Here is a 24,766-nt window from a genome sequence, read left to right on the forward strand (position 1 = left end):
AGAAGAAAAAAGATGGCTAAAGTAAGTTCTATAAAAAAGAATAATAGAAGAAGAAAGATGGCACAAAGTTTGTATAATAAGCGTGCTAAGTTAAGAGATAAGATTTATGATAAAACTTTATCTTTAGAAGAGAGGTTTTCGCTAGTTATGGTTCTAGCTAAGTTACCTAGGAATTCGGCTATGAATAGAGTTCGAAATAGGTGTGAACTGACTGGACGTTCAAGAGGGGTGTACAGTAAATTTGGTTTATCAAGAAATAAGTTGAGAGAGCTTGGTAGTAAGGGATTGGTTCCTGGTTTAATTAAAGCAAGTTGGTAAAAAGTAGGTTTATCGTATGTCAATGACAGATAATATAGCAGATATGCTGACTAGAATTAGAAATGGTCAAAATAGTAAATTGATGAGTATATCTTTACCTTCTTCAAAAATAAAATGTGCCATTTTGGATGTTTTAAAAAAGGAAGGTTATATTAAAGAATATACAGTTGTTAAGAATGGTAATATAAGTCACATTGAGGTAGATTTAAAATATTCCGTTAATGGGAAACCTGCTATATGCGAAATAAATAGGGTTTCAAAACCAGGTAAGAGGATTTATTCTTCCATTGATAAACTAAAAGGATATTATAACAATATGGGGATTTATATTCTTTCTACTTCTAGAGGAGTGTTATCTGATAGAGAAGCACATAGCCAAAAGATTGGCGGTGAAGTAATTTGTAAAGTGTTTTAAGGTATAAAAATGTCACGTGTTGGAAAATTGCCAGTCCCTGTACCTGAAGGGGTAAAAGTTGAGCTTGATGGTTTGAAAGTTAATGTTGTCGGTCCTAAGGGAGAAATGACAAAGACTTTTGCAGGGAGTATAGCAATTTCATTGCAAGATAATCAGCTTTTTGTCAAGCCATTAGCAGAGACTAAAGGTGCTAGATCCATGTGGGGTACAGCACGGAGTATAATAAATGGTATGATAAAAGGTGTTAATGAAGGTTTTACAGAAGAGCTGGAAGTTAATGGTGTTGGTTATAAGGCTTTGGTGAAAGATAAATACTTAAACTTGATGCTTGCTAAAAGTCATAATACTAAAATAGAAATACCTCAAAATATAAAAGTTACCGCTCCTAAACAAAATCAGATTATATTGCAAAGTGTTGACAAAGAAAAATTAGGTCAGTTTATATCAATTATTATAAAACAGAGACCACCTGAGCCATATAATGGCAAAGGTATTAAACGCAAAGGTCAATATGTTCAAAGAAAAGAAGGGAAGAAAAACTAAAATTTAAGAGTTAAATATGCGTAGTTCAAAGTTAAAATTTGAGACAAGAAAGGTTAGAGTAAGGTCTAAGATATCAAAGGTATCAAACAGAATAAGATTATCTGTTTTTAAGTCTGGAAAGCATATATATGCACAAGTTATAGATGATAAACAATCAATAACTATTGCTTCTGCTTCAACCTTGGATAAAGAAATTAGACAGTTAAAAAAATCCAACTGTAATGTTGGTACAGCCACAAAAGTAGGCGAGTTAATAGGGGAGAGAGCCTCGCTTAAAGGAGTACAAGAAGTTGTATTCGATAAGGGGGGGTATAAATATCATGGTGTTGTTAAGGCATTGGCTGATGCAGCAAGAAAGAAAATGAATTTTTAATCTTAGGTTTAAGAAATGGCTAAAGCTAAAAAAAATATGGGTGAAGCATTAACCGAAACTTTGGTGGATGTAAACAGAGTTACTAAAGTAGTAAAAGGTGGCAGAAAATTCTCTTTTTCTGCTTGTATTGTGGCGGGTGATAAAGCTGGTAAGGTTGGCTATGGTCATGGTAAAGCGAAAGAGGTAACAGAAGCTAGAGCTAAGGCTACCCAAGAAGCAAGGAAAGATATGATTAGAGTCCCTCTTTATCAGAGTAGGACCATTCACCATGACGTTATTGGTAAAAGCGGAGCAGCAAAAGTCATTTTGAGAAGAGCTAAGGCGGGTACTGGGGTTATTGCTGGTGGTGCTATGAGGGCTATTTTTGATTCTTTAGGAGTTCATGATATTGTGGCTAAATCTTTAGGTTCTAGTAATGTATATGCAATGATTGCTGCGACTTTTGATGCGTTATCTCAGCTTTCTTCTCCAAAGAATATTGCTGAAAGGAGAGGAAAGAACATAAATGAGATATCGACTCAATCTATAAAAGGGCAACAAGAAGTAATATCAGAATAATTTGAGTATATTCTTAGTGGTGTGATAAAAAGATGTTATAATTGTGAAAGCTTATTAGTGTTTGGAATTAGGGGTATCACACAACGTCATTGCGAGAAACCATTTTAGTAATGACGAAACAATCCAAGAGGTTAGGTGTAGGCGTCAGCAATGTTTTGGATTGATGTTGTCGCCTTTGGTTTCTCGCAATGACATTGGCTATTTTCCTGTGACTTTTAAATTGACCTGTTGTGTGGGAATGACATTGATGGTTGTAGAAGGGTTTTTTGTTAAAGTAATGTTATAAGTAATAATTGGGTTGGTAAAAATCTATGAATAGTGATAAAGAAAAAATGAATGATGCAAAGGTTAAAGTTACCCAAATTGGTAGTACTATAGGCCGTAAATATGATCAGGAAGAAACCTTGATAGGCTTAGGTTTAAATAAGATGCATAAATCTGTTATTTTAAAAGATACCAGCTCTATTAGAGGGATGATCAAGAAGGTACAACATTTGTTAAAAGTAGAAAATATAAATTAGAGTTTAGAAAATGAAGTTAAATGAGTTATCTAACAATTTTGGTGCCAAGAGAGATAAAAAAAGGGTAGGGCGCGGTATTGGTAGCGGTAAAGGTAAAACATGTGGTAGAGGTGTTAAGGGGCAAAAATCTAGATCTGGTGTAGCTATCAAAGGTTTTGAAGGTGGGCAGATGCCAATGATTAAAAGGTTACCAAAGAGAGGGTTTAATTGTCCTAATTCTAAGAAATATAATGTAGTGAATATTGCTGATATAGAGTTTTTAATATCAGAAAGTCGTTTGAGTTCAACGGAAGTTATAACAAAAGAGAAATTAGTTGAAGTAGGGTTAATTAAGAATAGTAATTTATTGGTTAAGTTATTATCTGTTAGCAGCGGTGAATTTAATAGTCCCTTATCGTTTCAGTTAGATGCTTATTCGGCATCTGCTAAAAAGATAATTGAACAGGTTGGTGGTCAAATATTGTAATTTATGAGCTTAAATTCCACACAAAAATCTAATAAAGACCTAGCTAATAGAGTTATTTTTACTATCCTAGTTCTTATAGTATGTAGATTTGGTTCATTTATCCCTATAGCGGGCATTGATTCGGTTGCGTTAAGCAGTGTAGCTGAACAAAATCAGTCTGGTATACTTGGTATGTTTAACATGTTATCTGGAGGGTCTCTAGGTAGGATGTCTATTTTTGCTTTAGCAATTATGCCATACATAACTGCATCAATTATTATTCAATTGATGTCAATAGCCTATAAACCCTTAGAAAATTTAAAAAAAGAAGGTGAGATTGGTAAAAGAAAAATCAATCAATTATCTAGGTATTTAACTGTTTTATTAGCTTCTTTTCAGGCGTATGGTGTTGCAATAAGTTTGGAACATGTTGTAACTAATGTAGGGCCTGTAGTGATTATACCTGGGATTTTTTTCAAGGTTACTACAGTTATCACTTTAGTTGTAGGTACTATGTTCTTGATGTGGCTTGGTGAGCAGATCACTGGTAGAGGTATTGGCAATGGTTCCTCATTGATTATATTTATAGGTATAGTATCTGGAGTACCAAGTGCTATTATAAGTATGTTTGAGTTATCAAGAAATGGAGGTTTGTCTCCCATAGTGGTGATGGCTATTTGTTTAGGAGTTATTTTAATTATAGCCATGATAATTTTCTTTGAGAAAGCACAAAGGAAAGTTTTGGTGCAATACCCAAAGAGGCAGGTTGGTAATAAAATTTATGGTGGTGATTCAACTCATATGCCCCTTAAACTCAATACTTCTGGGGTAATACCACCAATATTTGCTAGTTCAATTTTATTGTTTCCTGTAACAATAGCTAATTTTTCTGGCAATAATTCGGAAATTATGAGTTTATTAACTTTCCATTTAGGGCATGGAAAACCTCTGTATATTTTGTTGTATGTTGCGTTAATAATGTTTTTCAGCTTTTTTTATACAGCAATAGTCTTTAATTCAGAAGAAACAGCAAATAACTTAAGAAAATATGGGGCATATATTCCTGGAAAAAGACCTGGTAAAAATACCTCGGAATATTTTGATTATTTGTTAACTAGATTAACTGTCATAGGTGGTATATATCTTAGTTTTATATGTGTAGTTCCTGAAATGTTAATGAATAAATATGCCGTATCTTTTGCTCTAGGGGGAACAAGTTTTTTAATTGTTGTCAATGTTGTTCTAGATACATTTGCACAAATTCAAACTCATTTATTTAGTAGTAGATATGAGGGGCTAATAAAAAAAATGAAGTTAAAAAACTAGTTTGCTGTTATTAGTTGACACAAATAGGTTATTGATGTTGTTATAAGTTCCTAAATGTTATTGCGAGGAGGGTGTAATCCGATGAAGCAATTGTAAGTTATCATTTCTGTGTAAGGCGGAAATCTGATATCCTCTACGTATCACAGGGATGATACAAAACAGGATTGCTTCGTTGCTACTACAGTAGCTCCTCGCAATGACAGAGAGAGGCTATCTAGAACCTTAACGGGTTAGCATATTAGCTATAAATGATTGAGTGGGGTAATAAATAAGGGGAGAACAATGTTATATTTAGGTGAGTAGATGAATATCCTGAAATATTTTGCAGCTAATTTTAAAATAATGTATTTTATAGCTTAGTGGAAAGTATATATTATGTTATATATCTAAAGATGGGTTTAAAGTGATTATAGTGCTTATAGGAACTCCTGGCTCAGGTAAGGGAACTCAAGGGCAGTTATTGGCAAAAAAGTTAAAATTACCTCATGTGTCTACTGGTGATATATTTAGACAAATGGTAAAGGTCAATAACGAAGAGGGGTTGTTAATTCAAGAATATATGGCACAAGGAAAGCTTGTACCTTATAAATTGGTAAATAATGTAGTTAAAAAGTTTTTAACTCAAGATATGTATAAAAATGGTTATGTTCTAGATGGTTACCCCCGTAATTTAGAGCAAGCTAGTTTTCTTAGAGAATTTGCTAACCAAAAGATTAAAGTGGTATTTTTTGACATAGATGATCAAGTAATTATCAAGAGGGTTTTAGGTAGATTTAGTTGTGCAGATTGTAAACAAATTTATAATAGTTACTTTATTAAACCTAAGATTGATAATATCTGTGATGTTTGTGGATCAGATAGGTTCATTCATCGACAAGATGATGATGAACAGACTATTAGACATAGAATAGAAGAATATAAGATAGAAACTTATCCGTTGCTTAGCTATTATAGGGATAATAGTGAGTTCTATGTTGTTGATGCAAATAAGGGTAAGCAAGAAGTAGAATGTGTTTTAGATAAAATGTTAGAAATTATTTGACTTTAAGGGATATTTTTATATTATTCCCTTTTGGTTGTTATCAAAATTTTGGAGATTATTTGTGGCAAGAATAGCGAGTGTTAACATTCCAGCAAACAAAAGATTAGTAGTGAGTTTAACATATATTTATGGACTTGGTTCTTCTGCTGCAGGAAAGATTTGTCAGAAAAGTGGAATATCTGAGAGTAAAAGGGTTAAAGACTTAAATGATCAAGAACTTATTGTTTTACGTAATATTATTGAAAAAGAATATAAAGTAGAAGGTGATTTAAGAAGAGAAGTAACTCTTAACATCAAGAAGAAAAAGGATATTAGAAGTTACCAAGGTCTTAGACATATAAGAAAATTGCCTGTGCGAGGACAAAATACTCATTCTAATGCTAGAACAAGAAAAGGCAAAGCTGTTGCGATTGCCGGTAAGAAAAAAGTTACAAAGTAATATGGTATAATGATGAGTCAGACTAATACTAAGATCAAGAAAAAAAGAAAAAATATAACTCTTGGTGTTGTTCATATAAAAACAACTTTTAATAATACTATTGTTACTTTTACAGACGTGCAAGGTAATGCTATAGCGTTCTCAACAGCCGGTACACATGGTTTTAAGGGGGCTAGAAAAGCTACTCCTTATGCTGCTCAAATAACTGTTGATAAAGCTTCAGAAGCAGCAAAAGAGCATGGTCTTAAAACTGTTTCAATTAGAGTGCAAGGGGCAGGGGTACAAAGGGAATCGGCTATGCGTGCAGTGTTTAGTCAAAATTTTATCGTTACATCAATTTTGGATGTTTCAGCTGTTGCCCATAACGGTGTTAGGGCACCAAAGAGAAGAAGAGTATAGAGACATAGGTAGTAAATAATGTTATCATTAAATAAAAACTGGAACTCGTTGATCAAGCCTTCTAAGATAGTTTATGACAGTCCTGATAAAAATACTAATATAGTAAAAATTGTAGTTGAACCTTTAGAGAGGGGCTTTGGTTTAACGTTGGGTAATGCTATGAGGAGAATTCTACTTTCATCTCTTCAGGGTGCTGCTATAACCTCGATAAAGATACCAGGGGTAGTGCATGAATTTTCTGCTATAACTGGTGTTAAGGAAGATTTAGTTGATGTAGTTTTAAATCTTAAGTCTGTAGTCATTAAGATGCATTCTTCAGAAAGAAAGGTTGTAAGATTGAGTGCTACTGGTCCTTGCGTTGTAACTGCCGGTATGATTGGCACAGGTCATGACGTGGAGATACTAACTCCTAATCATGTAATTTGTACCTTGGCAAAAGGAGCGCAGCTTGAAATGGAATTAGTGTGTGAGGTAGGAAAAGGTTATGTTTCTGCGGTGAGTAATGTTGAGTCGGAATCAGCTATTGGAGTAATCCCAATAGACGCATTATTCAGTCCTGTAAGGAAGGTTACCTATAAAGTTGATAATACACGTGTTGGTCAGGTTACAGATTATGACAAATTAGTTATGACTGTTGAAACTAATGGTAGTCTCTCACCTGAGATGTCTATAGCACTTGCTGCTAGGATATTGCAAGATCAGTTACAATTATTTATTACATTTGAAGATCAAGTAGAAGATAAGCAGGATAAATTGGAAGAATTATCATTTAATCCGGCATTATTGAAGAAGGTTGAGGAATTAGAGCTATCTGTTAGGTCTCAAAATTGTTTGAAAAATGATAATATAATTTATATAGGAGATCTTGTCATCAAGACAGAAGGGGAAATGCTGAGAACTCAGAATTTTGGTAGAAAATCTCTTAATGAGATTAAGGATATATTAGCCAGTTTTGGCTTGAAATTTGGTATGGACGTAGCAGGGTGGCCTCCTGAGAATATTCAGGATCTATCTAAGCGTTACGAAGATCCATATTAATTTAAGGTAAAATAATATGCGACATAAAATTAAGGGTAGAAAACTCAATAGGACGAGTAGTCATAGACAAGCAATGTTTGCTAATATGGCTGTGGCGCTTGTAATGAATGAGCAAATAAAAACTACTTTACCTAAAGCTAAAGAGCTTAGACCTTATATTGAGGTGTTAGTAACTAAAGCTAAGAAATCTGATTTAGCGGCTAGAAGAATGGTGCTTGCTAAAATTAAAGATAAAGTGGCAACTGAAAAACTTATTAGCGTTTTAGGCAAAAGATATAGTGAGCGTTCAGGTGGATATACTAGAATAATAAAGGCTGGATATCGTCATGGGGATATGGCATCAGTGGCTTATATTGAGTTCGTTGATAGAGATGTAAATAGTAAGGGCTGTATGACCCCAAAAGTAGAAAGTCATGAGCATGAAGAACAAAATTAATGAATCTGTAGGAAAATAATAAATATGGCTAATCATTCATCAGCAAAAAAGGCAATAAGACAAACAGTCAAAAAAACTTTAATAAATAAGAATAGATCGAGTAGAATTAAAACATATTTAAAAAAAGTTTTGGAAGAAGTTACTAGTGGTTCAAAAGAATCAGCCAGATTAGCTTTGATTGTTGCACAATCTGAAATAATGAAAGGTGTAACAAAAAATATTATCAAATTAAATACAGCCTCACGTAAGATCAGTAGATTATCTCAGAAAATTAAAAACATGAATTAGTCTCTCCGTCAGAAGTCTTACTTTTACCCACAAATATAAAATTAAGTACAAAATAATATTGAATTATATAGTCGCGACTTGTCTTCGAGATAAATATGAGCAAGGATTATGCTTCAAAGTAGGGTTGCTATGCGGTGTGTAGGACAAAAGTTTACATTTTAGTTACTGGCTATACATTATCATTTTACAGATTTTATCATTTGGGGCATAGTTAAATCAAATAAATTCAACAAATTTTGTTGAAACTCGCTTAATTTTGATAATCTTGCTACTTTACAACCTTTGATAGTATAATACAAAAAACATATTTTATCCAACTCTCTTAATGCTTCCTCAATGGTCACATTATATTTACCATCCTTAGTTACTCCACAACCATGTTTCAACTTATTTTTCATATAGTGTCATATTTTTAATGCCAACATACAGACAAATACATGTCCCTTTGTTCTATTGCTTTTCCTTAAAAAAATCGGCCTTACTTCCAGCAATCCCGTCTTCATACTGCTAAAATTCGATTCTACTTCATGTAGATTATGGTAGGCTTTATCAACCAATTCTTTACTCATCAGTTTAGACACTGTTAACAAAGCTTATTCAATTGGTGAATAAGCTTTGTTAACAGTGTCGCAGGTGGTATGGATATTGGCTTTGAGCTGGGTTCAAGACAATTTGGGCAAACGAATATGACAAAACAATTGCTCCTTCTTATCAAAACTACTTTCCTGAATCAAAGTTTGATGGGCGTTCTATTCTGGATATTCCAGATAAAGATATTCCATTTGCGCAACAGGTGTTGTAGTACCTGCCTTATTCAATCAATTCTACTATAGAATCTTTTTATTCTGTAGAGCTTTACTGGCTACATCGAAGTCACTAAATGGTAGTTTTGCATTACCGATTATCTGATAATTTTCGTGACCTTTGCCGGCAATCAGCAAAATATCATCTTTTTGTAAATTATTTATCGTCTTGGTAATTGCTATTTTTCTATTTTTTATTTCTATAAAACTATTAGTGATCGCTATAATAGCTTGTATAATGTGCTGCCGTATTGATTTTGGATCTTCGTTTCTCGGATTATCATCAGTGATAATAAACTCATCGGCAATTTTCGCTGCAATTTCTCCCATTAACGGTCTTTTACTACTATCTCTATTCCCGCCACAACCAAAAACTACTTTCAATAACCCTTTATCTGATTTTATTTTTCTCAGCTCTAGTAAACTTTTTTCTAAGGCATCTGGGGTATGAGCATAGTCAATAAAAATATTACTATTACCCACTCTCTCTAAACGTCCTTTAACCGCTTTAACTTGTGGTAATTTTAGTATCACTTGTTCCAAAGGAAAGCCAGTCAAATGCACCATCATAACGGCAATCAGCAAGTTGGTTGCTTGAAAACTACCAACTATATCGGTAGTAAAATTATATTTCTGCCCGTTATAAGTACAAATTGTACTGTCGATAACTTTCAGATCACCATTCATACCAACAGTTAAAAATTTTATATTACGTTCCTGTAAATAACTTTTGATATAATCTAATTGTTCTATTTCCGAGTTTAGTACAGCAACTCCTGTTTGCGATAAATTATCTGTAAATAATTTTAGTTTGGCTAAAAGATAATTATCCATATTTTGATGATAGTCAAGATGATCTTGACTAAAGCTAGTAAAGCAGGCAGCATTTACTTTTATACCACATAATCTTTGTTGATCTAGACCATGGCTAGAAGCCTCAAAAGCTACATATCTTGTGTTAATCTCCGCTAACTTATGTAAAATATGCCTAAAAGTTACAGGGTCAAGAGTAGTAAGAGCCGGGGATTTGTCTAAAATTTCTTGGATGTTTGTTAAATCCAAACCACCCGAACATTCTACGCCAATGGTCCCGATAGAACAGCTGGGTACTCCTAGTAATGTGTATAGTTGCCTACAATAGGATACTACCGAGGTTTTACCGTTAGTACCAGTAGCAGCTACCATATATTGTGGTAATAAAGGGTAGAGAATATCAGCAGCTTGGCTCAATGCCAGCCGTGCATCACTCACAAGAGTTACATGTATATCATTGGCAATAATGCTAGGGTTGCTTAAACTCTTAGCATCATCTGTAATAATGAATTTCACTCCTTTATTTATTGCATCATCAATAAATTTATTACCATCAAAATCTACTCCTTTAATCGCAAAGAATATGTCACCAGCTTTAGCTAATCTAGAGTCAAAACATAAACTACGAGAATTCATTTGAGAGATAATTTTGTTATCAAATAATTTTTGCATACATGTATACAATTTAAATATATAGCTAATCCGTTAGAGTTCTAGATAATCTCCGTCATTGCAAGACCACGTGAGTGTAGTGGCAATCCATTTCTACTCACTTTTTGGATTGCTTCATCGCTACTAGTAAGTAGCTTCTTGCAATGACCAAGGAATTATCTAAAACTTATTCTGGTTAGCTATAACAAACAAGTAAAGAATTTACTTGTAAAACTCTTACTAGTCAATCAATCAGTGCATTAGGAATCAATAAATTTTTTACAAGCCACTCCTGTTAATAATGATTGACTCGCTGGCAAGTTGGTATAATATAAATTAAAACTTATAAAGGATATTGTTATGTTAAAAAATTACTCCTGCTTAAGAGGCATTGTATCAGAGGATTTAGAAGATCGGACAAAATACACAAGGACTCATCACAACCTTATAGTACAAGCTGATGGAGACTATCAAGTAAATATAGATACCCAGTCCGCTCCTACAGCTAATGTTAAAATATATTATGTCGAACAATTGAGCAACAATGAATTATTAACTAACTTAGATAAATTAGGAAGTGATGGATTATTCTGCTTAGACAAGCTAACTCACGCCTGTAGGCTTGATTATCTTCGTGGTGGAATCTTTCAAATAGATTATTTAAGGAACGCACCAGCAAAACCATGGCAAGAGATTTCATCTTTGTTAGACACACATATTACACGTGGTACAAAAATATGTATCTTAGGTGAGTCTTATAATAATAATGAAACAAGGTCAGTAATGCCTTATGGTTTACAACTAAGACAAAAACATAGCAATTTACCTCCTAAAGGTATACATAATATACATCTGAATCAGGGAGATGCTCCACCATACAGTCAAGATAATGGTATTTATCAAGATGGGGCTATATTTATAGAAACCCCTAATAATATAATCAAAGCTTTTTTCTTCATGTTTGCTGAACAAACCTTGCTCACTGATGATTCAGGTAATTCTATTGATAAAGATTAAGTGAACTAATATAGCTAGCCTGATTAGTCATAGCAAATTTACGTCATTGCGAAGAGGCGTAAGCCTGCGGCAATCCATTTCTGATCGCTTTTCTGGGTTGCTTTGTCGCTACCAAAGTGGCTCTTTACAATGACAATATTAGTCAAGTTATCTATATAAATACAACAAAGTTGAAAAAGAAAAACTTATATGAGTAATTATAGAATTGAAACCGATTCATTTGGAGAAATCAAAGTAGATGATCATTTTTACTGGGGAGCAGGAACTCAAAGGTCTATTGAGAATTTTAAGATAGGCAATCAAAAAATGCCTATTCAGTTGATTAAGGCACTAGCGATTTTAAAAAAATGTGCAGCAAAAGTTAATAAAGAGTTAGGTGATCTTAAGCCTGAAATAGCAGAAGCAATAGACCAAGCCACTACTAGAATATTAAATGGGGAATTTGATGATCAATTTCCTTTAGTAGTGTGGCAGACTGGTTCTGGTACTCAAACTAATATGAATATCAATGAGATAATAGCTTCTATTGGTAATGAGCAATTAGTAGGCAAGAAGGGTGGTAAGTCACCAATTCACCCAAATGACCATGTAAATATGGCTCAATCATCCAACGACTCATTCCCAACTGCTATGCATATAGCAACTGTGCTGGCTAGTAAACAACAATTAATTCCAGCATTAACCAGTCTGCATTCAGCATTAAATACCAAAGCTACAGCTTGGAATAACATAGTTAAGATAGGGCGTACTCATTTGCAGGATGCTACACCAATAACGCTCGGGCAAGAATTCTCTGGTTATGTAACGCAAATAGCATATGCCATAGAACGAGTTGAAGAATCACTCAAAAGAGTATATTTTTTGGCACAAGGTGGAACTGCAGTAGGTACTGGTATTAATTGCCGTAAGGAATTTGCGGTAAAATTCTCTGATCAAGTTGCTGCATATACTAATCATCCTTTCAAAAGTGCTACTAATAAATTTGAGGCATTAGCTACTCATGATGCATTAGTAGAATTTTCTGGTACCCTAAATACTATAGCAGGGAGTTTAATGAAAATTGCCAATGACATTAGATTGTTGGGATCAGGACCAAGATGTGGTTTTGGTGAATTACATCTACCGGAAAACGAGCCTGGTTCTTCAATTATGCCAGGTAAGGTCAATCCAACACAAATTGAGGCATTGACTATGGTTTGTGTACAGGTTATGGGAAATAATCTTACAGTAACTATAGCCGGATCAAATGGTCATCTTGAACTCAATACCTTTAAGCCAGTGATAATCTATAATATTTTGCAGTCAATAGAGTTAATTTCTTCTAGCATCAATAGTTTTGTTACGCATTGTATAGAAGGGTTAGAGCCAAATATAGAGCGTATTAATAAGCTGAGAGAGCAATCATTGATGTTAGTAACGGCATTAAATCCACATATAGGTTATGATAATGCGGCAAAAGTTGCAAAAAAAGCTTATCGAGAGGGAATAACTTTAAGAGAAGCAGCTATAAAATTAAATTTTTTATCAGGCGATGAGTTTGATAGCTTAGTGGTAGCAAAAAATATGGTATAATTAGACTGATGTCCTTTATGAAATCTATTTTATGGTAGAAATTTCTAGATTCTTCATTATACTAAAAACATATTTATATTTAACAGGTAAAATATTATTATGGCTTTACATCTCAAAGCACCAGAAAATATAATTCTTAAACCAATTATCACAGTATTTGGTGTCGGAGGAGCTGGTGGTAATGCAATAAATAATATGCTACTTGCCAAACTACAAGGAGCAAACTTCGTTGTTGCCAACACCGATGCACAATCACTCGAGCATTCTTTATGTGACAATAAAATACAGCTAGGGGAAAATACTGCCCAAGGTCTTGGGGCTGGTGCAGCTCCGGAAGTCGGAGCTTTAGCAGCTGAAGAATCAGCTGACGAGATTAGAAGGTATTTAGAGGGTAGCAATATGGTGTTTATCACTGCTGGTATGGGTGGAGGAACGGGTACAGGTGCTTCTCCAGTTGTGGCAAAGATCGCTAAGGAGCTGGGAATTCTTACTGTCGGTGTGGTTACTAAACCTTTTCATTTTGAAGGAAAACACAGGATTAAAACTGCCGAACAAGGTATACTAGAACTACAAAAATTTGTTGATACTTTGATAGTAATACCTAATCAAAATCTATTTCGTATAGCCAATGAGAGTACTACCTTTGCCGATGCATTTAAAATGGCTGATGATGTGCTACATGCTGGAGTTAGAGGAGTTACTGATTTGATGATCATGCCGGGTCTTATTAATCTGGATTTTGCTGACATTAGAACAGTGATGAGTGAAATGGGTAAAGCTATGATGGGTACAGGAGAAGCATCTGGGGAAGATAGAGCGGTGAAGGCAGCTGAAGCTGCTATCTCTAATCCACTACTAGATCATAACTCAATGCGTGGTGCTAGAGGGGTGTTGATTAACATTACTGGTGGTGCGGATATGACCTTGTTTGAGGTTGATAGTGCCGCTAATAGAATTAGAGAAGAAGTGGGAGATGGAGATAACGAAGCTAATATTATTTTTGGTTCAACGTTTAATCAAGAGTTGAATGGTATTATTCGGGTATCGGTGGTTGCTACTGGTATTGATGCTGATCAAGTAATAAGCAACAAGTCCCAACCTATTGAATCAGTAACGAGTAGCCCTACAAGTTGTGAGCAGGTAGCCAATACCCCTAATTTAACAGAAACAACAATTTTAGAAGAGATTCCAGATTTTGCTCAATATATCGCTGAGAAGGCTAATTTAGTAGATTCTGAAGTGCAACCTTTAAATTTAAGCATTCAAGCAACCTCAGTTAATATACCAAATCAGCCAACGATAAGTAGCAAGGATGCCAAATCATCTTTACTAAGTAGAATGTGGAATTCACTAAAATCCAATACTAATCAGAATCAGGAACAAATCAAAAACCATACTCCTACAATTCCTCAGAAAAATGATACAGAAGTTGATATCCATGACATCCCAGCTTTCCTAAGGAAACCAAAATAGACTTCCTGCAATAAAGGACTTTATTCACCAATTGAATAAGCTTTGTTAAGTGTCTAGGTTGCTATGAGCCAAACCAATCTATTAAAGTAAAAGTAATAGCATAATGCATAACTGAAGCAAAGATTGCTGCAGCAATATCATCTACCATAATACCAATAGCACCTTTAATATTGGCATCAAGCCAATTTATTGGCCATGGCTTGATGATATCAAAGAATCTGAATAGGGCAAAAGGTAAAGCCAATAAAAAGATAAAATTTAGTACAGATGAACTTAAATATTTTGTAACCCCTGAATAATTTATAAAAAAAACGGAAGGAAAGATTAATATTATTGTTAGCATTTGACCGACCACCTCATCAATCACCACCTCTCTTGGATCCTCCCGTTTACTATAGTGTATGTATATTGAGGAAAAATATGTGCCTAATATAAATAGTAATAGGCAAATTAAAAAAGCGATAATAAAGATACTAATAAGTTCTGCTTGCATGGAAAGATATAATATCCAATAGCACAAAGGGAAAGCAACCAAAGAGCCAAATGTACCAGGACAATATTTTATTTTACCTACATAGAAAAAAGTTACAATAAGTTCTGCAAATTTGTGTTTATAAAACATAATAACCCTACTTGATTAATTATTATAGCTAACCCGTTAAGGCTCTATATGGCTTCTCTGTCATTGCGAGAAACAGCTAAGCGGTGACGAAGCAATCCAAATCTAATCATTTCCTTTTTTCTTGATTGTTTCGTTGCAGCAAAGCTACCTCCTCGTAATAACATAGTAATGTTAGACCTAAAACTATTTATCTAACTCAAATAGTTGATGCAAACAACGTATAGTTTTTTCAGTGTCAAGGTCTTTTATTAGGATAGAAATTTTAATTTCTGAAATTTGTATCATTTTTACTGATATATTTTCTTTTTCCAGTTCAGTTAATACTATATCAAGTAAGTTATGATCATTTTTAATACCGTAACCAATAATCGATACTATGGAAATTTGACTGTCGATAATAAAATTATTTATCTGATTAGCATTTTTTAGTTCATCTAGTAAATGCTGTAGTTTATTTTTATCAGATAGCTGGATAATAAAACTATATTGTCTATTTTCTTCAATATTTTCCATTAATTCTAGGTGAATATTATGGTTAGCGATGAGGTTACATATCTTAGAAAAACTTAACTGAATAGAATTTATTACTAACTTTAATAAATTCTTGTTGGAAGTAATGCCGGTAATTTTTCTATGTTCCATAATCTTTTCTCTAGATGTTATTAGTGTGCCATTATTTTTATGATATAATGGTAGTGAGAACGACGATAAAACGCGTATGGGTACGTTATACCTAATAGCCGCTTCTAAGGAGCGTGGATGTAACACTTTCGCCCCACAAGATGCAAATTCCAGCATTTCCTCAAAACTAATCTGTAATAATTTCTTTGCCCCAGGGACAATACGTGGATCGGCTGTAAAAACTCCTTCTACATCTGTGTATATATCACATCTATCAGCTTGCATAGCAGCTGCAATTAACGAGGCGGTAGTATCCGATCCACCTCGACCAAGCGTCGCTAATCTATTATTATTGCTGATACCCTGAAATCCAGCAACTACCGGGATGATGTTTTGTTTAAGACATTCTGTTAATAAACTAGTAGAGATTTGCTCAACCAAAGCTTTGCTATGATTATCATTGGTTAGGATGGGTAACTGCCATGCTAGCACAGATCTTGCATCTATGCCTTGTTGTTGCAGCTCAAGGGCTAGCAAGGATGCTGTTACCATCTCTCCACTACAAAGAGCGGTATCATATTCTGCAAGCTCCAAATTAGTCTTAAGACTAGAAACTTCATTACATAAAGTAACAAGCTGATTGGTAACACCAGCCATAGCTGAAACTATGATTATTAATTGATTACCAAGTTGTTTCTCAAGTTTAATAATTGGAATGATTTCTTTTATTCTTGCAATGCTAGCAACGGAAGTCCCACCAAATTTCTGAACTATTATTGACATAAATCTGAAGAGATGTTGTTAAAAATGTTTTAGACTTCCTACATATGTTAGCAATTCCTACACTTTCTTGTCATTCCCGCGTATCGTAGGCGCTAATCTAGAACCCACGGCTGTCGAAAGTTAGAAGAGGAAGTTGATTTAGAGGTCATTAGAGCAACTTAAAAATTGTAAAAAAATAACCGAGATCATTGCGAAGAGGCATAAGCCGACGAAGTAATCCATTTTTAGTTGCTTTTGTGGATTGCTTCGTCGACCTAAGGTCTTCCTCGCAATGACATTGCCCTGCCTAAAGCCGCTCCCTCTTATAACTTTTGACACCTTTAATCTATAACCTGCACCGCAGTAGGGATAACACTCAAGTTGAGGGATGGCATTTAAGTTAGGCAGGGGCAGCACTAATAGTTAATCACACCACATTGACTATTTTATGGGTTCTCCTATTAGAGAATTCTACTTTACCTGTAATCAAGGCAAATAACGTATGATCTTTTCCAAGCCCGACATTTTTGCCTGGATAAAATTTAGTACCACGTTGTCTAACAATTATATTACCTGATATAACATATTGTCCATCATATTTTTTAATACCTAATCTACGACCGGCTGAGTCTCTACCATTTCTAGAACTACCACCAGCTTTTTTGGTTGCCATCTATAATATCCTTATAAATTCTGTTACTAATTATGTTACTATTTGTTTAGTAATGTCCAATATTTTCAGTTCAGTTAATTCCTGTCTATGACCATTCTTCCGACGATAATTCTGGCGACGTTTTTTCTTAAAGACTATAATCTTATTATCTTTAAACTGGTTAGTAATTTCAGCAGTAACAAGAGCTCCTTGAACCATTGGCGTACCGATAAAAGATGGCTTTGAATCTTCACCAATCATCAACACCTGATCAAGCTTAATCTTCGCCCCTTTTTCACCATCAATTTTTTCTACTTTGATGACAGTGTTTTTACCGACTTTATACTGTTTCCCGCCTGCTTTGACGATTGCGAACATGAAAAATATCCTATACTCAAAAAATTTAAACAAACTCAAGTCGGCATTATATTACCACCATCTATTTTAGTCAATGGGAAATCTCAAATAATTCAATAATAGCTTTTATAGCTGTAATGTTAATCGAGTTAGCTATTAAAATAAATCAGGGCGATTTAAAAGTCACAGGGAAAACAGTCCGGCATCATTGCGAGAAGCCACTTTAGTGGCGACGCAACAATCCATTTTTAATGAATAGCGGATTGCCACAACCACTACGTGGTTTCGCAATGACGCAGGTTGTTTTCCTGTGACTTTTAAACTGCCCTGAATTTAGTTCCTGAAATCAATTCAGGATGACTGTGAATAAACTACATCTTATTCAGAGGTGTTACCCCTATAACATCAAAACCAACTTTTATAATTTTTTGAATAGATTTTGCTAAAGCAAGGCGGGCAACAGTTAGCTCTATATTATCTTCAATTAAAAATCGATAATCATTATTTTCTTTGCCAAAATTCCATAAAGTATGGAATTTTGAAGATAAATTAATCAAATAAAAAGCTATTCTGTGTGGTTCAAAATATTTCGCTGATACTTCCAAAATTTTTGACCATGAAGCAAGCAGTTTAATTATTTCAATTTCCTCTTCAGTAGAAAGTAAAGACAAATCATACTCTTTTTCTAAGAATTTATTATATGCTTTTGGTATAGATTCTTTAGATTTTTCCAGTATAGACATAGTTCTAACATAAGCATATTGCACATAAAATACTGGATTATCTTTTGATTGTTCTTTTACTTTTGCTAGGTCAAAGTCAAGAGTAATATCATTCTTACGGGTTAACATTATAAATCTTATTATGTCCTTACCTACCTCATTTGTTACATCTCGCACGCTAGTAAAATTACCGCTACGTTTCGACATTTTTACAGCAATACCATTCTCAACGAAATTTACTAATTGGCAAATTTTAACATCAACTTTAACTTTTTCTCCACCAAGTGCTTTAACTATCGCCTCAATTCTTTTGACATAACCACAATGATCTGCTCCTAAAACATAAACTAGATGATTAAATCCGCGATCTATTTTATCCTTAGCATAAGCTAAATCAGAGGCAAAATATGACCAACTACCATCAGATTTTTCTATTGGTCTATCTTGATTATCGCCAAAGGCAGTAGATTTAAACAATCTCTGAGTTCTTGAGTCCCAAATTTCATCTACATTACTTTTAGGAGGGGGCAACTGTCCCTCATATATTAGCCCCATTTTAGTAAGAGATTGAACAACTTCCTCAATCTTACCACTATCATGCAGTGATTTTTCCGAGAAAAACACCTCATGTTCAATATCTAGTTCCTTTAAATCATGCCTAATCATCGCTAACATTTCTGCTATTGTAAAATCCTTAACAAGTTCATGACGCTCACTATCCGCCATCGTTAATAATTTATCTCCAAATTTCTCTGCCAACTTTTGCCCAACATCTGCTAAATACTCTCCAGGATAAAGCCCTTCTGGTATTACGATTTCTTCTTTTGTTAATGCTTGCTTATAGCGTAAAATAACTGAATTAGCTAAGTCATCCACTTGAGAACCGGCATCATTAAGGTAATATTCTTTGGTAACAATATAGCCGGTACTATCTAGAATTTTGGCTAAGGCATCACCATAAACAGCCCCTCTAGCATGACCAATATGCAAAGGACCTGTTGGATTTGCAGAGACATATTCAATATTGACCTTTTGATTATTACCAAAATTAATCTTAAAAAACTCTTCTTTATCTAGTAATATGTCATTAATAGAGTTCTGCCACATATCTGCTTTAATAGTAAAATTAATAAATCCTGGACCAGCAACTTCTATAGAGGCGATATATGGTAGAGGTGTTAATATTTCCTTAAATCTAATGGCCAAATCTTTAGGTTTAACATTTTGTTTTGCCGCAATAATCATGGCTATATTGCTTGAAAGGTCACCATTGAACTTATCTTTAGGGATTTCAATAGCTGCCAATTGTAACATATCATCATTATCGCATATTTGTCTGCCTGCACTAATGATATCGTTACGTAATTTATTAAATATATTCATAAATCAAATATTATTAGAATTGAAAGAATAAAGTTCTTGATGCTCCTGAATAGCAAAGCGGTCAGTCATGCCAGCTATATAATCTGCTACTATACTAGCTTTAGATTTTACATTCCCTGGTATAATTAATTCTTTCCAACTAAATGGTAATAAATCAATATTATCCATATATACTTTAAATAATTCTTCTACTATCCTTTGGCATTTTAAAACCATCGAAGTCAATTTATTATACTTATATACTTTATCATATAGGAATTGTTTGATTTCCATTATACGATCTTTTGCCTCATCAGTAAAATCAACAAGCTGATAATCAAGATTACGTATATCATCGGTTGTGATTATTTTTTGTTTCTGTAAATTATTATTTGTTTGTAGTAATAAATCGGCAATTAAATCGCTGATCAATTTACGTACTACTTCATAAATAAGTCGAGATGTTGTTATATTTTCAAACTGAGACTTAATTTCAAAAGCATATTGGTCAATAAATTTAATTTCCGTCAGATGATTAAAGTCAATAATCTTGGCACCAACACTATCCTCTAAATCATGGGAAATATAACTAATATCGTCAGCTAACGAGGCAATTTGGGCTTCAGCTGAAGAATAACGAGTTAAATCAAGATTATGCTGTAAATCATACTCTACTATATATTCAGGTATATTATTTATTAAAGGCCCATTATGCTTGACAACACCTTCTAGCACTTCCCATGTTAAATTTAATCCATCATAAGCCACATATCTTTTCTCTACTTTAGTAAGAATCTTTAATGAATGAGCATTATGGGAGAAGCCACCATAATCTTGCATACATTTATTCAAAGTTCTCTCTCCTGCATGCCCGAAAGGAGTATGTCCAAGATCATGAGCAAGCCCTATAGTTTCTGCTAAATCACTTGATAAATTAAGAGTTCTAGCAATAGAACGTGCTACCATAGAAACTTCAATCGAATGAGTAAGACGATTTCGATAATGATCTCCCTCATGATTAATAAAAACTTGGGTTTTATATTGCAAACGTCTGAAAGCCTTTGAATGAATTACACGATCATGATCTCGTTCAAATTCATTTCTATATGCTGTAGGATATTCGTTAAATAATCTTCCCTTACTATTGGTGGGATCTACTGCATATGAAGCAAGCATATATTAACTCCTCTGTATTTACCGCAAATTAGGGGTAGTATAGAATCACCTACCGAGCTTTTCAAGGTTTTTAAATGAAGCTCTTGCAAAATTAGGTTTTTAAGATTATTTTAAGAATATTTAACAATACAAGATCATGTCAATAACAGTTACTGATAATGCTTTCAAAAGAGTGAGTGAGTTAATCAAGCTGGAAAATAGTCCTAATTTAGTTCTTAGAGTAGTTGTTGATGGAGGGGGATGTTCTGGGTTTGTTTATAATTACGCCCTGGTTTCAAGTGATGACATAACAAAGGATGATTGTGTTATAGAACAAGATAATACTAAAGTAGTTATCGATTCGATATCACAGTCATTCATGGTTGATTGTATAATAGATTTTATCGAAGAGTTAGGCAAGTCCTATTTTGAAATTAGCAATCCTAATGCAAAAACTAAGTGTGGGTGTGGCAATTCCTTCTCTGTGTAATCATATAGCTAAATACTATTCAGGTTAGCTATAGATTATTATCCATTTTTCTATAGTTTAATGCTTCGGCAATATGTATCTTATAGACATTGCGAGAACCTTCTAAATCAGCTATAGTTCTTGCAACTCGTAAGATTCTATTATATGCCCGCATTGATATACGAAATTTGGTAGCAGCTTCATTAAGTAAATCTTTTCCATCATCTACTGGTAGTGCGTATTCGATTAGCAACTGTCCGTCCAAACGATTATTTGTTTTGATATTATACCCTTCATATCTAGTTTGTTGAATATTGCGAGCTATTTCGACCCTATTGGCTATTTGTTCAGATCCTTCTTCTGTATCATCTCCTATTAAACTATAATTATATGAATCGATAGAACCGACATTTATGTGTAGATCAAATCGATCCATGATCGGACCGGAAATACGCATCTGATAATCACTGCCACATTTTGGAGCTTTTGAACATGCTTTGTGCGGATCACTTAAATAACCGCATTTACAAGGATTCATTGCTGCTATTAACTGAAAGTTAGCCGGATATTTAATGTGCGAATTTGATCTAGCAATCAATATTTCCCCAGTTTCAATCGGTTGCCTTAAAGACTCAATAACATTGGGTGGAAATTCTGGTAATTCGTCTAAAAACAACACCCCATTATGGGCTAATGAAATCTCACCAGGTTTTACTCTTTTACCAACCCCACCACCAACCATAGCTGCTATCGAGCATGAATGATGGGGAGCGCGAAAAGGTCTGACCCTTGACAATCTGCCATTGGCTAACTTGCCTGCAACACTTGCTATAGTACTGCACTCCAATATCTCCTCGGGTCGCATCTTGGGTAATATGCCAGGTATACATTGTGCCAACATCGATTTACCAGTACCAGGTGGACCAAACATTAATAGATTATGGCCACCTGAAGCGGCTATTTCTAAAGCTCGTTTGGCTGTTTTTTGCCCTTTAATCTCTTTAAAGTCAGGATAATTTATTATGCTAGTATCAATTTCTAATTCTGGTGATGATAATATTTGCAATCCTTTAAAATGGTTAACTAACTCTATTAAATTACCTGCCACCAAAATATTATTATTACCAGACCAAGCAGCTTCCTGACCATTCTGCTTTGAACAAATTAGCCCTTTATTTCTAGCTGCAGCACCAATAGCAGCAGGCAATGCTCCACTGACTGGTAAAATAGAACCATCTAAAGATAATTCTCCTATTACCAAATATTCTTGCATTTCCTCAGCTGGTAAAATCTTCATACTGCTAAGTATGGCACAAGCAATAGCAAGATCAAAATGACTACCCTCTTTTACCAAATCAGCCGGAGCTAAATTTATCAGTATTTTCTTGGCAGGTAGAGCAAGCCCTATGGAAGACAGAGCCGCTCTAACTCTCTCTTTAGATTCGCCAATGGTTTTATCAGCTAACCCTACTATAGTAAAATTAGGTATACCTGGCGATATCTGTACTTGCACATCGACATCAATAATGTCTATACCACTAAAGGTTAAACTACCAAGATGAACTATCATTTACAAAATAAATTTTACTAAATCCAGATTTTTGATAATTTTTGATAATTGCTGGTCGACAAAATGCTCATCCATAACTACCTTCTTTTCTTTCATGTCACTTGCATTGAAACTTATCTCCTCTAATAAATTTTCTAAAATAGTATGCAATCTTCTTGCTCCAATATCTTCAATTTCTAAGTTAACTTTTGCTGCATAAGTAGCGATCTTATCTATTGCATTATCGGTAAATTTTAATTCTACCCCTTCGGTACCAATTAAGGCTGAATATTGTTTTATTAAACTTGATTCTGGTTCAACCAAGATTTTTACCATATCTTCCTTAGTGAGTGAGCTTAACTCTACTCTAATAGCCAACCTTCCCTGCAACTCAGGTAATAAATCGGATGGTTTTGATAAATGAAAAGCACCTGATGCTATAAATAATATATGGGCAGTTTCTACAGGACCATATTTGGTATTAACTGTTGTACCCTCGATGATAGGTAGCAGATCTCTTTGTACTCCCTCTCTACTAATCTCTGAACTTCTTCCCTCAGGTCTTGAAGCGATTTTATCAATCTCATCCAAAAATACTATACCATCATTTTGTACTAGCACTAATGCATCTTGAGTAATTTTTTCTTGATCAATCAATTTATCTGATTCTTCAGCTAAGATAGTTAACATAGCATCTTTAACCAGCATTTTCTTATTTTTGGTTTTACTAGTACCGATAGCTTTGCTGATCATATCAGAAACATTTAACACACCCATAGCAGTTCCCGGCATACCAGGAATTTCAAAATTACCACCAAATATGCCGCCTGAATCTGTTATACTGATCTCAATTTCACTCTCATCAAGCTCGCCTTTTTCAAGTTTAAGGCGGAATTTCTCTCTTGTTTCAACTGATGCTGACTTGCCAACTAAAGCATCCAATATTCTTTCTACAGTTTTTAAAGTTGCATTAGCAATAACTTCTTTTTTAGCATTAGCTTTTTGGGTATTAACAGCTATTTCCACTAAATCTCGTATTATCGATTCAACGTCTCGTCCAACATATCCCACTTCAGTAAATTTGGTGGCTTCTACTTTAAGAAAAGGTGAGCCGCTAAGCTTAGCAAGCCGCCTAGCTATTTCAGTTTTACCTACACCAGTTGGCCCAATCATTAAAATATTTTTTGGTACGATCTCTTGACGAAGTGGTTCGGCTACATTTCTACGCCTACAGCGATTCCGCAAAGCGATCGCAACAGCTTTTTTAGCCTTATATTGCCCAACAATGAATCTATCAAGTTCAGCTACGATTTTAGAGGGAGTTAATCCCATAGATTTAGCGGAGGTTAATCCTGCAGATTTAGAGGGAGTTACTCCCACAGATTTTTTCTTAATACTAGTACTCATATAACTTTTTCTAAAATAATATTATGATTAGAGAAAACACAGATGTCAGCTGCAATATGCATTGATTTTAAAGCAATTTCTTCAGCAGTTAAGTTATTATCAAAAGACATTAAACCCCGGCTACTCGCCAGTGCATATAATCCACCAGAACCAATGGCAGCAGCGTGACCATCAGGTTCAACCACATCGCCATTACCAGTTAAAATTAATATATTTTTTTGATCTGCAACAATCATCATTGCTTCAAGCTTACGTAAATATTTATCACTACGCCACTCTTTTGCCAATTCTACTGCACTTCTTACTAACTGGTATGAATGTTTTTCTAGTTTTAATTCCAGTTTTTCAAATAAAGTTAGAGCATCTGCCGTAGATCCAGCGAAACCAGCAACAATGCTATTATTATGCATGGTTCTTAGTTTTTTTGCTGTGGATTTTAAAATCGTATTACCAAGGGAGACCTGACCATCAGCGGCAATTACAACCTCTCCGCCCTTTCTTAAGCACAGTATAGTAGTCCCGTGTAATGAGTTATCTGACATAAATAATCTTTTAAATATTGATGTTTAGCTGTTTATTTATTATTATGGTGTTTAAGTAATCATTCAGTATCATAAT

General features: G+C 34.3%; 28 protein-coding genes and 1 pseudogene. 18 read left to right on the forward strand and 11 right to left on the reverse strand.

Annotated elements, in window-relative coordinates:
* Positions 1 to 12 precede the first annotated feature (12 nt).
* The 14 genes from rpsN (at position 13) to rpsT (ending at position 8,141) form a co-directional block, all read left to right on the forward strand.
* A complete protein-coding gene (gene rpsN / locus AAGD39_RS04485; RefSeq protein ID WP_341756207.1) occupies positions 13 to 318 on the forward strand; it encodes a 30S ribosomal protein S14 in 306 nt (101 codons plus the stop codon).
* A 16-nt stretch (positions 319 to 334) separates the two neighbouring features.
* Positions 335 to 733: a 30S ribosomal protein S8 gene (rpsH, locus tag AAGD39_RS04490; RefSeq protein WP_341756208.1), complete on the forward strand. Its 399-nt coding sequence runs from the start codon at positions 335 to 337 to the stop codon at positions 731 to 733.
* A 9-nt stretch (positions 734 to 742) separates the two neighbouring features.
* The gene (rplF, locus tag AAGD39_RS04495) at positions 743 to 1,276 is read left to right on the forward strand and encodes a 50S ribosomal protein L6 (protein ID WP_341756209.1); all 534 of its coding nucleotides are present in this window, start codon (positions 743 to 745) and stop codon (positions 1,274 to 1,276) included.
* Positions 1,277 to 1,292: 16 nt separating this feature from the next.
* Positions 1,293 to 1,649 carry a 50S ribosomal protein L18 gene (gene rplR, locus AAGD39_RS04500; RefSeq protein WP_341756210.1) on the forward strand — a complete coding sequence of 119 codons (357 nt, stop codon included), beginning with the start codon at positions 1,293 to 1,295 and terminating at the stop codon, positions 1,647 to 1,649.
* Between the two features lie 15 nt (positions 1,650 to 1,664).
* Complete coding sequence (rpsE, locus tag AAGD39_RS04505; protein WP_341756211.1) at positions 1,665 to 2,207, forward strand: 30S ribosomal protein S5; 543 nt, start codon at positions 1,665 to 1,667, stop codon at positions 2,205 to 2,207.
* A 332-nt stretch (positions 2,208 to 2,539) separates the two neighbouring features.
* Entirely contained in the window at positions 2,540 to 2,728 is a 189-nt protein-coding gene (gene rpmD / locus AAGD39_RS04510) for a 50S ribosomal protein L30 (protein WP_375319539.1), read from the forward strand.
* Between the two features lie 10 nt (positions 2,729 to 2,738).
* Positions 2,739 to 3,194: a 50S ribosomal protein L15 gene (rplO, locus tag AAGD39_RS04515; protein ID WP_341756213.1), complete on the forward strand. Its 456-nt coding sequence runs from the start codon at positions 2,739 to 2,741 to the stop codon at positions 3,192 to 3,194.
* Between the two features lie 3 nt (positions 3,195 to 3,197).
* A complete protein-coding gene (secY, locus tag AAGD39_RS04520) occupies positions 3,198 to 4,499 on the forward strand; it encodes a preprotein translocase subunit SecY (RefSeq protein ID WP_341756214.1) in 1,302 nt (433 codons plus the stop codon).
* A gap of 403 nt (positions 4,500 to 4,902) precedes the next feature.
* Positions 4,903 to 5,541 (forward strand): adenylate kinase, encoded by a 639-nt coding sequence (locus tag AAGD39_RS04525; RefSeq protein ID WP_341756215.1) that lies wholly within the window; start codon positions 4,903 to 4,905, stop codon positions 5,539 to 5,541.
* A gap of 61 nt (positions 5,542 to 5,602) precedes the next feature.
* On the forward strand, positions 5,603 to 5,980 hold the full coding sequence (gene rpsM / locus AAGD39_RS04530; RefSeq protein ID WP_341756216.1) for a 30S ribosomal protein S13: 378 nt from the start codon (positions 5,603 to 5,605) through the stop codon (positions 5,978 to 5,980).
* A 12-nt stretch (positions 5,981 to 5,992) separates the two neighbouring features.
* The gene (rpsK, locus tag AAGD39_RS04535) at positions 5,993 to 6,379 is read left to right on the forward strand and encodes a 30S ribosomal protein S11 (RefSeq protein WP_341757232.1); all 387 of its coding nucleotides are present in this window, start codon (positions 5,993 to 5,995) and stop codon (positions 6,377 to 6,379) included.
* An 18-nt stretch (positions 6,380 to 6,397) separates the two neighbouring features.
* Positions 6,398 to 7,417 (forward strand): DNA-directed RNA polymerase subunit alpha, encoded by a 1,020-nt coding sequence (locus AAGD39_RS04540; RefSeq protein WP_341756217.1) that lies wholly within the window; start codon positions 6,398 to 6,400, stop codon positions 7,415 to 7,417.
* Positions 7,418 to 7,433: 16 nt separating this feature from the next.
* Positions 7,434 to 7,853, forward strand: a complete 420-nt coding sequence (rplQ, locus tag AAGD39_RS04545) for a 50S ribosomal protein L17 (RefSeq protein ID WP_341756218.1) — start codon at positions 7,434 to 7,436, stop codon at positions 7,851 to 7,853.
* A gap of 24 nt (positions 7,854 to 7,877) precedes the next feature.
* Positions 7,878 to 8,141 (forward strand): 30S ribosomal protein S20, encoded by a 264-nt coding sequence (rpsT, locus tag AAGD39_RS04550; RefSeq protein WP_341756219.1) that lies wholly within the window; start codon positions 7,878 to 7,880, stop codon positions 8,139 to 8,141.
* 179 nt (positions 8,142 to 8,320) lie between these two features.
* Here the strand turns inward: rpsT and AAGD39_RS04555 are convergent, their stop codons facing one another.
* Both AAGD39_RS04555 and AAGD39_RS04560 read right to left on the reverse strand, forming a co-directional pair.
* Positions 8,321 to 8,539 (reverse strand): hypothetical protein, encoded by a 219-nt coding sequence (locus AAGD39_RS04555; RefSeq protein ID WP_341756220.1) that lies wholly within the window; start codon positions 8,537 to 8,539, stop codon positions 8,321 to 8,323.
* A gap of 429 nt (positions 8,540 to 8,968) precedes the next feature.
* Positions 8,969 to 10,429, reverse strand: coding sequence for a UDP-N-acetylmuramoyl-L-alanyl-D-glutamate--2,6-diaminopimelate ligase (locus AAGD39_RS04560; protein WP_375359761.1), 1,461 nt, complete (start codon positions 10,427 to 10,429; stop codon positions 8,969 to 8,971).
* Between the two features lie 339 nt (positions 10,430 to 10,768).
* Between AAGD39_RS04560 and AAGD39_RS04565 the strand changes: the two genes are divergently transcribed.
* The 3 genes and pseudogenes from AAGD39_RS04565 to ftsZ form a co-directional block, all read left to right on the forward strand.
* The gene (locus AAGD39_RS04565; RefSeq protein ID WP_341756221.1) at positions 10,769 to 11,425 is read left to right on the forward strand and encodes a DUF2278 family protein; all 657 of its coding nucleotides are present in this window, start codon (positions 10,769 to 10,771) and stop codon (positions 11,423 to 11,425) included.
* 189 nt (positions 11,426 to 11,614) lie between these two features.
* Positions 11,615 to 12,997 (forward strand): class II fumarate hydratase, encoded by a 1,383-nt coding sequence (gene fumC / locus AAGD39_RS04570; protein WP_341756222.1) that lies wholly within the window; start codon positions 11,615 to 11,617, stop codon positions 12,995 to 12,997.
* A gap of 99 nt (positions 12,998 to 13,096) precedes the next feature.
* Positions 13,097 to 14,081: pseudogene (gene ftsZ / locus AAGD39_RS04575) on the forward strand (cell division protein FtsZ); the annotation flags it as partial.
* A gap of 450 nt (positions 14,082 to 14,531) precedes the next feature.
* On the opposite strand, the gene AAGD39_RS04580 reads toward ftsZ, so the two are convergent.
* The 6 genes from AAGD39_RS04580 to AAGD39_RS04605 form a co-directional block, all read right to left on the reverse strand.
* Positions 14,532 to 15,092 (reverse strand): phosphatidylglycerophosphatase A, encoded by a 561-nt coding sequence (locus AAGD39_RS04580; protein WP_341756224.1) that lies wholly within the window; start codon positions 15,090 to 15,092, stop codon positions 14,532 to 14,534.
* Between the two features lie 183 nt (positions 15,093 to 15,275).
* Positions 15,276 to 16,496 (reverse strand): aspartate kinase, encoded by a 1,221-nt coding sequence (locus AAGD39_RS04585; protein ID WP_341756225.1) that lies wholly within the window; start codon positions 16,494 to 16,496, stop codon positions 15,276 to 15,278.
* Positions 16,497 to 16,902: 406 nt separating this feature from the next.
* Entirely contained in the window at positions 16,903 to 17,148 is a 246-nt protein-coding gene (gene rpmA / locus AAGD39_RS04590; RefSeq protein ID WP_341756226.1) for a 50S ribosomal protein L27, read from the reverse strand.
* Positions 17,149 to 17,178: 30 nt separating this feature from the next.
* On the reverse strand, positions 17,179 to 17,505 hold the full coding sequence (rplU, locus tag AAGD39_RS04595) for a 50S ribosomal protein L21 (RefSeq protein ID WP_341757234.1): 327 nt from the start codon (positions 17,503 to 17,505) through the stop codon (positions 17,179 to 17,181).
* A 350-nt stretch (positions 17,506 to 17,855) separates the two neighbouring features.
* Positions 17,856 to 19,589 (reverse strand): arginine--tRNA ligase, encoded by a 1,734-nt coding sequence (gene argS / locus AAGD39_RS04600; RefSeq protein ID WP_341756227.1) that lies wholly within the window; start codon positions 19,587 to 19,589, stop codon positions 17,856 to 17,858.
* A 3-nt stretch (positions 19,590 to 19,592) separates the two neighbouring features.
* Positions 19,593 to 20,744, reverse strand: a complete 1,152-nt coding sequence (locus tag AAGD39_RS04605) for a deoxyguanosinetriphosphate triphosphohydrolase (RefSeq protein ID WP_341756228.1) — start codon at positions 20,742 to 20,744, stop codon at positions 19,593 to 19,595.
* A gap of 136 nt (positions 20,745 to 20,880) precedes the next feature.
* Here AAGD39_RS04605 and erpA point away from each other — a divergent pair, with 136 nt between their 5' ends.
* Positions 20,881 to 21,213: an iron-sulfur cluster insertion protein ErpA gene (gene erpA, locus AAGD39_RS04610; protein ID WP_341756229.1), complete on the forward strand. Its 333-nt coding sequence runs from the start codon at positions 20,881 to 20,883 to the stop codon at positions 21,211 to 21,213.
* A gap of 28 nt (positions 21,214 to 21,241) precedes the next feature.
* Here the strand turns inward: erpA and AAGD39_RS04615 are convergent, their stop codons facing one another.
* The 3 genes from AAGD39_RS04615 to hslV form a co-directional block, all read right to left on the reverse strand.
* Entirely contained in the window at positions 21,242 to 22,762 is a 1,521-nt protein-coding gene (locus AAGD39_RS04615) for a YifB family Mg chelatase-like AAA ATPase (protein ID WP_341756230.1), read from the reverse strand.
* The gene (hslU, locus tag AAGD39_RS04620) at positions 22,763 to 24,073 is read right to left on the reverse strand and encodes an ATP-dependent protease ATPase subunit HslU (RefSeq protein ID WP_341757235.1); all 1,311 of its coding nucleotides are present in this window, start codon (positions 24,071 to 24,073) and stop codon (positions 22,763 to 22,765) included.
* A gap of 71 nt (positions 24,074 to 24,144) precedes the next feature.
* On the reverse strand, positions 24,145 to 24,690 hold the full coding sequence (hslV, locus tag AAGD39_RS04625; RefSeq protein WP_341756231.1) for an ATP-dependent protease subunit HslV: 546 nt from the start codon (positions 24,688 to 24,690) through the stop codon (positions 24,145 to 24,147).
* Positions 24,691 to 24,766 lie beyond the last annotated feature (76 nt).

Source organism: Candidatus Tisiphia endosymbiont of Nemotelus nigrinus (genome assembly GCF_964026475.1).
Classification (GTDB): domain Bacteria; phylum Pseudomonadota; class Alphaproteobacteria; order Rickettsiales; family Rickettsiaceae; genus Tisiphia.